The organism is Ruegeria faecimaris (genome assembly GCF_900182615.1).
Taxonomy (GTDB): domain Bacteria; phylum Pseudomonadota; class Alphaproteobacteria; order Rhodobacterales; family Rhodobacteraceae; genus Ruegeria; species Ruegeria faecimaris.
The window spans coordinates 17,553-28,396 of sequence record NZ_FXTE01000008.1 but is presented as its reverse complement, the minus strand read 5'-3'; the positions used below and the strand labels follow the sequence as shown (position 1 = coordinate 28,396).

Sequence of the window (10,844 nt, the reverse complement as noted above, 5' to 3'; positions counted from 1 at the left end):
GTTAAGGGCGGTGTGAACTGAATTGCAACCACCCATTTGTATCGGGTGCAATCTTGCACCCTGATAGAGAAAAAGCCGCCCGTGGGGGCGGCTTTTGCAATTTTTTTACCGGTCCGGCGTCAGATCAAAGGGGCTTGTCCCCAGATATAGACTGCGAAGAACAGGAACAGCCAGACAACGTCAACAAAGTGCCAGTACCAGGCCGCGGCCTCGAAACCGACGTGCTTTTCCGGCGTGAAATCACCCTTCAGTGCCCGGATCAAACAGACCGACAAGAAGATGGTGCCGATAATCACGTGAAAGCCGTGAAAGCCGGTTGCCATGAAGAAGTTCGAATAGAACTGATCACCACCGAATTTCCAGCCCTCATGAGCCAGCAATTCGTAGTACTCAAAGCCCTGCAGAGCGGTAAAGGCGATGCCCAAAACGATACCAATAGCTAGGCCGTTGATCAGCGCCTTGCGGTCATTGTCATGCACCAGCGCGTGGTGCGCCCAGGTGATGGCACAGCCCGAAAGCAGCAGGACCAGCGTGTTGATCAGCGGCAAGTGGAACGGGTCAACCGCGTGGATATCCGGCTGGATGTACTCGGTGCCCGCATAGTCGTACATCGGGTACATACGGTGTTTGAAGAACGACCAGAACCAGGCGAAGAAGAACATCACCTCGGACATCACGAACAGGATGAACCCATAGCGCAGGCCAATGCGCACGACCGGCGTGTGATCGCCTACACGGCTTTCGGCCACCACTTCGGACCACCAGGCGAACATGGTGTAAAGAACCGCAACAAGACCGGCCCAGAACATGTAGGAGGTGACGCCGTGCATCCAGAGGACGGCCCCGAACAACATTACAAAGCCGCCCGCGGCGCCGATCAGTGGCCAGATCGAAGGGGTCAGAATGTGGTAATCATGATTTTTTGCGTGTGCCATCAGCGTCCCTCACCTACAGGCGTTAGTTCTTGTTTGTATCAGCCTGAACATCAAGGGCGGCATAGCCCTCGGGCAGGTCAATTTCGTAGAATGTATACGACAGAGTGATCGTATGCACATATTTGGCTTCCAGATCCTCGACCATTTCGGGATCGACGAAAAAGCTCACCGGCATCTGAACCCGTTCTCCGGGTTGCAACACCTGTTCTTCAAAACAGAAACAGGCGATCTTCTGGAAATACCCACCGGCCGAATAAGGCGCAACGTTGTAAGAAGCCTGACCGGCAATCGGGCGGTCCGTGGGGTTATATGCCTCATAGAAGGCCAGGCCCGTTTCACCGATGCGGATTTCCATCTGGCGCTCGACCGGCTTAAATTCCCAGGCCATGTCTTTCGCCTTTGAGGCGTCAAAGCGAACGGTAACAGTGCGCTCAAGGATGTCCTCTGGCGCGGCTTCAGCCACTCCGGTTGTGCCGCCATACCCGGTGACCCGGCAAAACCAGTCGTAAAACGGTACCGAAGCCCAGGCGAGACTGCCCATCAGAACAACAACGCCGACAGTTTGCACGACGGTTTTTTGCGGCCCCGTGAGCGCCATCAGTTCTGCACCTCTTGCATGGCCCTGTTAAAATCGGTCCCTGAGACTTTGACGATCGTCAGCCCAAAGATCAGCACGATGAATGCAGCAAGCGTCAGGCCAACGCCCAGATTTCGGCTGAACCGACGTTGATGCAACTCATGGCTTTTGCGCAGGCTCATGCCCAGCCTCCCAGCCCGTAAGGCTTCAGCAGTGCTTCGGCAAGGATCGCGCCGAAATGCAGGAAAAGATACAGCAGCGAGAGCTTGAAAAAGCCACGCTCAACTTTGAAGTTATCAGCCTCGGAGTCATCCTCGGTCCGACGCGAGATTGCCCATGCTCCGCGCAGGAACAACGCGTTCAGTACAATAGCGACAGTCAGATAGATCGGACCGCCGATTGCCGAAAAGCCGGTTCCAATCGCAAGCACTGCCAGCAGAACGGTGTAGACCAGAATATGCCAGCGCGTCGCCCGCCGACCATGGGTTACCGTCAACATCGGCACACCCGCATCGTCGTAATCCGACCGCATAAACAGGGCCAGCGCCCAGAAATGCGGCGGCGTCCACATGAAGGTGAGGGCAAACATCAGCCAAGGTTCGACGGACATGGATCCGGTTGCAGCGACCCAACCGATGACCGGCGGGAAAGCCCCAGCTGCGCCGCCAATCACGATGTTCTGTGGCGTCGAGCGCTTGAGCCACATCGTGTAGACAACGACATAGAAGAAGATGGTGAAGCCCAGAAAGGCTCCGGCGAACCAGTTGGTTGCAAGACCCAACATGATCACCGACAGGCCGGACAGTGCCAGGCCCAAGGCCATCGCTTCGCCTTCTTGTACCTTGCCCGACGGTATGGGGCGACCTTTGGTGCGCTTCATAACGCGGTCGATATCTGCATCCCACCACATGTTCAGCGCGCCGGATGCGCCACCTCCGATGGCAATGAACAATATCGCGCAGAACCCAACGAACGGATGTACCGGTACCGGCGCTGCCAGCAGACCAACAAGCGCCGTGAATACAACCAGCGACATCACGCGCGGCTTCAGCAGGGCGAAGTAATCGCCAAAGCTGGCCTCATTCGCATACGCTTGGGCGGTCGTTTGGCTTGCATTGATGCTTGCGTCGCTCATCTCGGGTCCTTTTGGGGCGAAGGCTGTGCGATCTCTCGCACAGCCTGCATCTTGTAGCAGGCGGGACGCATCCCGCCCTTACTGAAATCAGTTCGAAGCGACCTGATAGTTCTGCGGCAGGCCCGCATACTCGTCGATCGCACCTTTCAGCCACGCGTCATACGCCTCTTGGCTGACAACTTTGACAGTGATCGGCATATAGGCATGGTCTTTGCCGCACAGTTCCGAACACTGGCCGAAATAGATGCCTTCCTTTTCGGCCTCAAACCACAGCTCGGCCAGGCGTCCTGGTACACCGTCCTGCTTCACACCGAAGGATGGAATGGTCCAGGAATGGATCACGTCGGACGCAGTAACTTGCATCACGATGACCTTGCCAACCGGGACAACTACCGCTGTGTCGGTGGCCAGCAGCCACTCATCGTCGCTATACCCTGCGTCTGCCAGCTTGGCCCGCATCGCGTCATCCAGGACAAACGCCGTCACGTCCGCATCGGCGGGGCGGGTACCTTCGTCCAACGTGGCCGGATGGCCGAGCAGATAGCTGTCGAATGCAAAATCGTGATCGACATACTCATATGTCCAATACCACTGGTTGCCGACAACCTTGATAACGACATCACCTTCGGGAATTTCCTGCTGCTTGAACAGAACCGGCAGAGAGAAAGCACCGATGAATACCAGAATCAGAATCGGACCCAACGTCCAGACGATCTCGACCGGAGTATAGTGCGAGAATCGCGCCGGGGTCGGGTTGACGCGTTGGTTATAACGCATGATGCAGTAAACCAGCAGGCCCGCAACGAATATGCAGATCGCGGTAATAATCACCAGAATCATATTATCCAGGCGATGAATCCCCTCGGCAAGGCTAGTGGCTGCAGGCTGGAATCCTATACCGCCGTCAACCGGCTGACCAATAATCTCAAGCTCCTGAGCCATGGCGGGAAGGCTGGAGAGGGCTGTCATAAGCCCCGAAAGCTTCAAAGCGTTCTTCATTTTCTGTCCTGATCGTTTGATCTTTGCGTCCCTGGCGAAAAGGTGTGAATCGGCCACACCTCACCCGTTGTCTTTGGCCGCGTTAAAAACCATATTCCTGCGGGTAGATAAAGCAAAATGCTTGCGTCAAACAGACGCTATTTTTGATCTGGATCAAACTCGAAAGGTCCCAAGAGATGCCCAACGACCCGTTTCGCCCGTTTGAAAGCGCTCTTCCACATGACGAAGCGCTTGCGGTACTGCAATCCGCCACCGCCGGGGCCGAGGACGGAGAACTGTACGTTGAACGCCGGAAATCCGAGTCTCTGGTCTTTGATGACGGGCGCTTGCGGACCGCTTCTTATGACGCGTCCGAAGGTTTCGGCCTGCGCGCCGTGCAGGGCGAAGTGGCAGGCTATGCGCATTCAACGGACGTCTCGATTCCTGCCCTGAAACGGGCCGCCGAGACCGCGCGGCTGGCGGTCGGTGATGGTGGCGGAACGCTAGCTGATGCCCCCCGGGCCACCAACAAGCGCCTTTATACAGACGAAGACCCGATCGAATCTGCCAGCTTCCCCGTCAAAATCGAAACATTGCGCGAGATTGACGCCTTTGCCCGTGATCTTGATCCGCGTGTAGTACAGGTCAGCGCCACTATTGCTGCTGCGGTGCAGGAGGTTGAGATTCTACGCCCTGACGGCATTCTGGTCCGCGATGTCCGCCCCATGACCCGGTTGAATATCTCGGTCATCGTAGAACAGAACGGCCGTCGTGAGAGCGGCTCGACCGGTGGAGGTGGCCGGATCGGCCTGGACGGGCTGATCGACCCAACCGACTGGCAGGATAAAGCCCGCGAGGCCCTTCGCATCGCCATGGTCAACCTCGAGGCTGTTCCCGCCCCTGCGGGCGTGATGGAGGTAGCACTGGGCCCTGGCTGGCCTGGCATCTTGCTGCACGAAGCAATTGGCCACGGCCTTGAAGGGGATTTCAACCGCAAGGGCAGTTCCGCCTTTGCCGGGCTGATGGGTCAACAGATCGCCTCCAAAGGCGTCACGGTCGTTGATGACGGCACAATCGCCGACCGGCGCGGATCAATCAGCGTCGATGATGAGGGCACACCCAGTTCGCGCACGGTGCTGATCGAAGACGGCATCCTGACCGGATATATGCAGGATCGCCAGAACGCCCGTCTGATGGGTGTTGCGCCAACCGGGAATGGGCGGCGTCAAAGCTATGCCCATAAACCAATGCCACGGATGACAAATACAATCATGCTGGGTGGCGATGCCGATCCCGCCGCTTTGGTAGCCGATATAAAGGATGGCATCTGGGCCGTAGGCTTTGGCGGCGGTCAGGTGGATATCACCAACGGCAAATTTGTGTTTTCCTGTACCGAGGCATACCGGGTTGAAAACGGCAAAATCGGCGCGCCGGTCAAAGGGGCAACATTGATTGGCGATGGCCCCTCTGCCCTCAAACGCGTTCGCGGGTTGGGCAACGACATGGCCTTGGATCCGGGAATGGGCACTTGCGGCAAGGATGGTCAATGGGTGCCTGTGGGCGTTGGCCAACCTACGGTCCTGATGGATGGGCTGACGATTGGCGGATCGGCGGCCTAATTAGAATCGGTCACTGCTTCCAAAGCGCAGGGTTAACGCCCGCTTTGGATATGCATTGATACTTTGCGGAGAGGTGTTTTCCGACTTCCGACTCGGCTGTATTTTTTGCCGTTGTTTTTCAACAACCTACGCAACTGAGACACCCGAGCCTCGAAATATATCCGGAAAATTTGACGGGATTCACACGCTGTTAACCCTGGCAGCCGTAAACCAGTTCTGCAATCAGACGGAGCAACGGATGACCGAAGAGCAGCTTTCTTCCAATCACCCCACACTCCCACCCACCACGGAAGAGGATCGGTTTTCCTGGCTTCGTCTGTTGCGTTCTCGCAAAGTGGGCCCGGCGACGTTTCGGCGGCTGCTTCGCGAACATGGCTCGGCGCAGAATGCGCTGGCCGCGCTGCCGGAAATGGCACGCGCTGCCGGAATAGAAGGGTATGAAATCTGCCCGCCCGGCGTGATTGAGGCGGAACTCAAGGCCGCAAAAGCTGCCAATGCGCGGCTTTTGTGCCTAGGGTCCGCCGATTTCCCATCCGCTTTACATGATCTGAATGATGCTCCGCCAATGTTGTGGGCAATCGGTGACACCTCTCTTTTACAGCGCCCCTCGGTCGCTATGGTCGGTGCCCGCAACTGCTCATCTCTGGGCGCGCGAATGGCGCGCGGATTGGCGACCGATCTGGGAAAACAGGGTTATGTGATCGTTTCTGGCCTGGCCCGCGGGATTGATACCGCGGCGCACCTAGCCACGGTTGAAACAGGCACCATCGCCGTTATGGCGGGGGGGGTCGACGTGGTTTACCCTGCTGTAAATACCGATCTTGTCGCTGAAATCGCAGGTTCCGGGCTGCGCGTCTCGGAGCAACCCATGGGCGTCACGCCACAGGCGCGCCATTTCCCGCGTCGTAACCGGATCATCTCGGGCCTGGCAAAGGCCGTTATTGTGGTCGAAGCCGCCGCCAAATCCGGCAGCCTGATTACAGCGCGCGACGCCTTGGACCAGGGGCGCGATGTTCTGGCTGTGCCCGGACACCCGTTTGACGCGCGTGCGGCTGGCTGCAACCTGCTGATCCGCGACGGTGCTACTTTGATAAGGTCTGCAGAAGATGTGATCGAAGCGCTACCGCAGCAAGCGAACCTATTCGAACCCCAGCAAATGCTCCAAAAGAATTTACCCCGCACACCATGCTCAACCAATGACCTGGAACGCCTAATTTTGACCCGGCTCGGCCCCTCTCCTATCGCCGAAGACCAGTTGATCCGCGATGTTGAGGCAACGGCGGGTGAAATTGCCCCGGTTTTGGTCGATCTGGAACTGGACGGACGTATTCAACGCCAACCCGGGGGTCTTCTGTCATTGACCGCCTGAGTGTTGGATATCCAAGCTTACACATTTATCCCATTGAAATCGCGTATAAATCCTTGCTTTCAAAGGAACGCATTGACAATTCGCTCTTGCCCTACACATCTTGCACACTCATAGAAGGCGCCAATTCCGTCGAGCGAGGTTTCCCCTTAAATGCCTGTTGTTGTTGTAGAATCCCCTGCCAAGGCCAAAACAATCAATAAATATCTTGGCCCGGACTACACGGTTCTGGCGTCTTACGGCCATGTTCGAGATCTGCCGCCCAAAGATGGCTCGGTCGATACCGAGGATGAGTTTGCGATGAAATGGGAGGTCGGGAACGACAGCCGCAAACATGTCAAAGCCATCGCCGACGCGCTGAAAGAAGACAACGCCCTGATCCTCGCCACCGACCCCGATCGTGAGGGTGAAGCGATCAGTTGGCATTTGCAGGAAGCACTGACCAAACGCCGGTCGATCAAAAAGGATACGCCTGTCAGCCGGGTGACCTTCAACGCCATCACTAAGGACGCAGTGACCGAGGCGATGCGAAACCCCCGTCAGGTGGACATGCCACTTGTCGAGGCCTATCTGGCCCGCCGTGCCCTGGATTATCTTGTGGGGTTTAACCTGTCGCCCGTCTTGTGGCGCAAACTGCCTGGTGCAAAATCCGCAGGCCGCGTGCAGTCTGTCTGCCTGCGCCTGATTGTCGAGCGAGAGATGGAAATCGAGGCGTTCAAACCGGTGGAATACTGGTCGGTGCGCGCCCTGTTCGAAACACCCCGTGGTCAGACCTATGAGGCACGCCTGGTCACACTGGCCGGTAAAAAGCTGGACAAGCACGATCTGTCCAACTCAACCCAGGCCGAACTGGCGGTGCAGGCGATCACCAGCCGCGCGCTCAGTGTCACTTCGGTCGAGGCGAAACCCGCCGCTCGAAATCCCAGCGCACCCTTCATGACCTCGACCCTACAGCAAGAGGCCAGCCGCAAGTTCGGCATGGGTGCGCGTCACGCGATGCAAGTGGCACAGCGCTTGTATGAAGCCGGCTACATTACCTATATGCGAACCGATGGCATCGACATGGCCCCCGAGGCCGTGGCGGCTACGCGCGAGACCATCGCCGACCGCTATGGCGCGGAATATGTGCCGGACAGCCCTCGCATCTATAAGAACAAGGCAAAGAACGCGCAGGAAGCCCACGAATGCATCCGGCCTACGGATATGACCCGCGATGCCAAAGCGCTGAAGGTAACGGACGACGATCAGCGCAAGCTCTATGACCTGATCTGGAAACGCACCATTGCCTGCCAGATGGCCGCTGCCCGGCTGGAACGCACAACTGTCGAAATCGGAAGCGAAGATGGGCAGGTTGGCCTGCGCGCGACCGGTCAGGTGGTGATGTTTGACGGGTTCATGCGTGTCTATGAAGAAGGCCGCGATGATGTCGCCGATGAGGATGACAAACGCCTGCCCCAGATCATGCAGGGCGACCCTGCACGGTTCTCTAAAACCACGTTGCGGGATCAGTTCACCAAAGCGACAAGCGATGGCACGGACCGGGCCGCGAAAGAGGCTATTCTGTCAGACAATGAATCAGTTCTGGCGCTGCAACATCACACTCAACCGCCGCCGCGCTATACCGAGGCGACGCTGGTCAAGCGGATGGAAGAGTTGGGGATCGGGCGACCGTCGACCTATGCCTCGATTGTCACAACGATTCAGGACCGGGAATATGTACGCAAGGACAAGAACCGGCTGATCCCCGAAGAAAAGGGGCGGATCGTCACGATTTTTCTGCTGAACTTCTTCCGTCAGTATGTCGGTTATGAATTCACCGCCAATCTGGAAGAACAGCTGGACGATGTGAGTGCAGGTGATCGGGACTATAAGGATCTGCTGAGCAAATTCTGGCGCGACTTCTCGGCCGCGATTGGCGAGACATCGGAACTGCGCATTTCCGAAGTGCTGGACAAACTGGACGAAGCACTGGCACCGCAGCTCTATCCGCCACGCGAGGATGGATCTGACCCGCGTGTCTGTCCGAAATGCGGCGCGGGCCAGTTGCACCTGAAAACTTCACGCACTGGCGGGTTCGTCGGCTGTGGCAACTATCCCGAATGCACCTATACCCGTCCTATCGCCGGTGAAGGTGCCGAGGGTGAAGAGCGCCTGCTGGGTGAAGATTCAGGTGATGATATCTGGCTGAAGACCGGTCGGTTCGGACCTTATGTTCAACGTGGAGAGCCAACGCCTGAGAACAAGAAACCTCCGCGCGCCTCGCTGCCACGTGGCTGGAGCAAGGATGATATGGATCTGGACAAGGCGCTGACATTGCTATCCCTGCCCCGCCAGATTGGTGAGCACCCCGAGGGCGGTATGATCAGCTCGAATTTCGGGCGGTTCGGACCATATCTGATGCACCAGCTGGCGGATGAGGCCAAACCGGTTTATGCAAACCTCAAAGACCCCAATGACGTGTTCGAGATCGGTATGAACCGCGCGGTCGAATTGCTTGCTGAAAAGCGCTCCAATCCGGGGCGCGGACGCCGGGCTGCGGCCAAAGCGCTGAAAGAACTGGGGGAACATCCCGATGGTGGCGCAATGCAGGTTCTGGATGGGCGGTATGGTCCATATGTGAAGTGGGAAAAGGTCAACGCGACCATTCCCAAGGACATCAAACCCGAGGACGTAACGCAGGAAATGGCCATCGAACTGGTCAATGAGCGCGCGGCCCTGAAAGGGACCAAGAAAAAGGCGGCGCCCAAGAAAAAAGCCGCCAAGAAGACAACCAAGAAGGCCGGTTAGGTAGAAATACCACCCTTCGCCCGGTTTCATTGACTTCCCCGTGACGTGACGGCACAACCTGCCCAACACCATCTCATTGGGGGAGTTTTCCATGAAGAAAATCTATGCCAATGCCAACGAAGCGCTCGATGGCGTACTTTCGGATGGCATGTTGATCGCCGCTGGCGGGTTTGGCCTGTGCGGGATTCCCGAGCTGCTGCTTGAGGCAATCAAGACCTCGGGTGCCAAAGACCTGACCTTTGCCTCGAACAATGCGGGCGTGGACGATTTCGGTATCGGTATCCTGCTGCAAACGAAGCAGGTCAAAAAGATGATCAGTTCATATGTGGGCGAAAACGCCGAATTCATGCGTCAGTACCTCAGCGGTGAGCTTGAACTGGAATTCAACCCTCAAGGCACCCTGGCCGAACGGATGCGCGCAGGTGGTGCCGGGATCCCGGGTTTCTACACAAAAACGGGCGTAGGCACCGTTATCGCCGATGGCAAAGAACACAAGGACTTCAACGGCGAGACCTATATTCTCGAAGAAGGTATTTTTGCAGATCTGGCGATTATCAAGGCGTGGAAAGCCGACGACACCGGCAATCTGGTGTTCCGCAAAACCGCCCGAAACTTCAACGTGCCCGCCGCCACTTGCGGTAAGATCTGTGTGGTCGAAGTTGAAGAGATCGTGCCCCGTGGCTCTCTGGACCCTGACATGATCCACCTACCTGGAATTTACGTGCATCGTATCATTCAGGGCAATCACGAAAAGCGCATCGAACAGCGCACCACCCGCAAGAAGGAGGACGCATAATGCCCTGGGACCGGAATCAGATGGCCGCCCGCGCAGCGCAAGAGCTCGAAGACGGCATGTATGTAAACCTCGGCATCGGTATCCCGACGCTGGTGGCAAATTATGTTGGCGACAAGGATATCACCCTGCAATCTGAAAACGGAATGCTTGGTATGGGTCCCTTTCCTTTCGAGGGCGACGAAGACCCGGATCTGATCAACGCAGGCAAGCAGACGATCACCGAACTGTCTCGGACTGCTTATTTCGACAGCGCTACGTCTTTCGCCATGATCCGGGGCGGCAAAATCGCCGCGGCAATCCTGGGTGCCATGGAAGTGGATGAAAAAGGCGATCTGGCCAACTGGATGATTCCCGGCAAGCTGGTCAAAGGCATGGGCGGCGCGATGGATTTGGTTGCAGGTGTCGGACGTGTGATCGTGGTTATGGATCACACCAACAAACACGGTGAATCGAAAGTGCTGAAAGAGTGCACCCTGCCGCTGACCGGCAAGGGTGTTGTGGATCGCATCATCACCAATTTTGGAGTTCTGGATGTGGTCGATGGCGGCCTGAAGATCGTAGAGCTCGCAGATGGTGTCAGCGAAGATGAGATGCGCGCCGCGACACAGGCGACGATTGTCGACTGATCAATTCACCTAATGGCAAGGCCCA

General features: G+C 57.1%; 10 protein-coding genes. 5 read left to right on the top strand and 5 right to left on the bottom strand.

The window, feature by feature from the left end:
- Nucleotides 1-119: 119 nt before the first annotated feature.
- The 5 genes from FN806_RS13470 to coxB all read right to left on the bottom strand — a co-directional run bounded on the left by FN806_RS13470 (nt 120) and on the right by coxB (nt 3,646).
- Entirely contained in the window at nt 120-935 is an 816-nt protein-coding gene (locus tag FN806_RS13470; protein WP_142637996.1) for a cytochrome c oxidase subunit 3, read from the bottom strand.
- Between the two features lie 22 nt (nt 936-957).
- A complete protein-coding gene (locus FN806_RS13465) occupies nt 958-1,533 on the bottom strand; it encodes a cytochrome c oxidase assembly protein (RefSeq protein ID WP_142637994.1) in 576 nt (191 codons plus the stop codon).
- Nucleotides 1,533-1,694, bottom strand: a complete 162-nt coding sequence (locus FN806_RS20495) for a hypothetical protein (protein WP_185956706.1) — start codon at nt 1,692-1,694, stop codon at nt 1,533-1,535. The genes FN806_RS13465 and FN806_RS20495 overlap by 1 nt, the downstream gene beginning before the upstream one ends.
- Nucleotides 1,691-2,647, bottom strand: a complete 957-nt coding sequence (cyoE, locus tag FN806_RS13460; RefSeq protein ID WP_142637992.1) for a heme o synthase — start codon at nt 2,645-2,647, stop codon at nt 1,691-1,693. The genes FN806_RS20495 and cyoE overlap by 4 nt, the downstream gene beginning before the upstream one ends.
- Before the next feature lie 87 nt (nt 2,648-2,734).
- Nucleotides 2,735-3,646 (bottom strand): cytochrome c oxidase subunit II, encoded by a 912-nt coding sequence (gene coxB, locus FN806_RS13455; protein ID WP_142637990.1) that lies wholly within the window; start codon nt 3,644-3,646, stop codon nt 2,735-2,737.
- Nucleotides 3,647-3,822: 176 nt separating this feature from the next.
- Between coxB and tldD the strand changes: the two genes are divergently transcribed.
- The 5 genes from tldD (at nt 3,823) to FN806_RS13430 (ending at nt 10,819) form a co-directional block, all read left to right on the top strand.
- A complete protein-coding gene (tldD, locus tag FN806_RS13450; RefSeq protein ID WP_142637988.1) occupies nt 3,823-5,244 on the top strand; it encodes a metalloprotease TldD in 1,422 nt (473 codons plus the stop codon).
- Between the two features lie 238 nt (nt 5,245-5,482).
- A complete protein-coding gene (gene dprA / locus FN806_RS13445) occupies nt 5,483-6,613 on the top strand; it encodes a DNA-processing protein DprA (protein WP_142637986.1) in 1,131 nt (376 codons plus the stop codon).
- Nucleotides 6,614-6,763: 150 nt separating this feature from the next.
- The gene (topA, locus tag FN806_RS13440; RefSeq protein WP_142637984.1) at nt 6,764-9,397 is read left to right on the top strand and encodes a type I DNA topoisomerase; all 2,634 of its coding nucleotides are present in this window, start codon (nt 6,764-6,766) and stop codon (nt 9,395-9,397) included.
- A gap of 91 nt (nt 9,398-9,488) precedes the next feature.
- The gene (locus tag FN806_RS13435) at nt 9,489-10,193 is read left to right on the top strand and encodes a CoA transferase subunit A (protein WP_142637982.1); all 705 of its coding nucleotides are present in this window, start codon (nt 9,489-9,491) and stop codon (nt 10,191-10,193) included.
- Nucleotides 10,193-10,819 (top strand): 3-oxoacid CoA-transferase subunit B, encoded by a 627-nt coding sequence (locus FN806_RS13430; RefSeq protein ID WP_142637980.1) that lies wholly within the window; start codon nt 10,193-10,195, stop codon nt 10,817-10,819. Before FN806_RS13435 ends, FN806_RS13430 begins: the two co-directional genes overlap by 1 nt.
- The last annotated feature ends 25 nt before the right edge of the window (nt 10,820-10,844 follow it).

Coding starts and splice junctions, on each gene's coding strand:
- FN806_RS13470 (WP_142637996.1), bottom strand. CDS start 935: ATGGCACACGCAAAAAATCATGATTACCACATTCTGACCCCTTCGATC.
- FN806_RS13465 (WP_142637994.1), bottom strand. CDS start 1,533: ATGGCGCTCACGGGGCCGCAAAAAACCGTCGTGCAAACTGTCGGCGTT.
- FN806_RS20495 (WP_185956706.1), bottom strand. CDS start 1,694: ATGAGCCTGCGCAAAAGCCATGAGTTGCATCAACGTCGGTTCAGCCGA.
- cyoE (WP_142637992.1), bottom strand. CDS start 2,647: ATGAGCGACGCAAGCATCAATGCAAGCCAAACGACCGCCCAAGCGTAT.
- coxB (WP_142637990.1), bottom strand. CDS start 3,646: ATGAAGAACGCTTTGAAGCTTTCGGGGCTTATGACAGCCCTCTCCAGC.
- tldD (WP_142637988.1), top strand. CDS start 3,823: ATGCCCAACGACCCGTTTCGCCCGTTTGAAAGCGCTCTTCCACATGAC.
- dprA (WP_142637986.1), top strand. CDS start 5,483: ATGACCGAAGAGCAGCTTTCTTCCAATCACCCCACACTCCCACCCACC.
- topA (WP_142637984.1), top strand. CDS start 6,764: ATGCCTGTTGTTGTTGTAGAATCCCCTGCCAAGGCCAAAACAATCAAT.
- FN806_RS13435 (WP_142637982.1), top strand. CDS start 9,489: ATGAAGAAAATCTATGCCAATGCCAACGAAGCGCTCGATGGCGTACTT.
- FN806_RS13430 (WP_142637980.1), top strand. CDS start 10,193: ATGCCCTGGGACCGGAATCAGATGGCCGCCCGCGCAGCGCAAGAGCTC.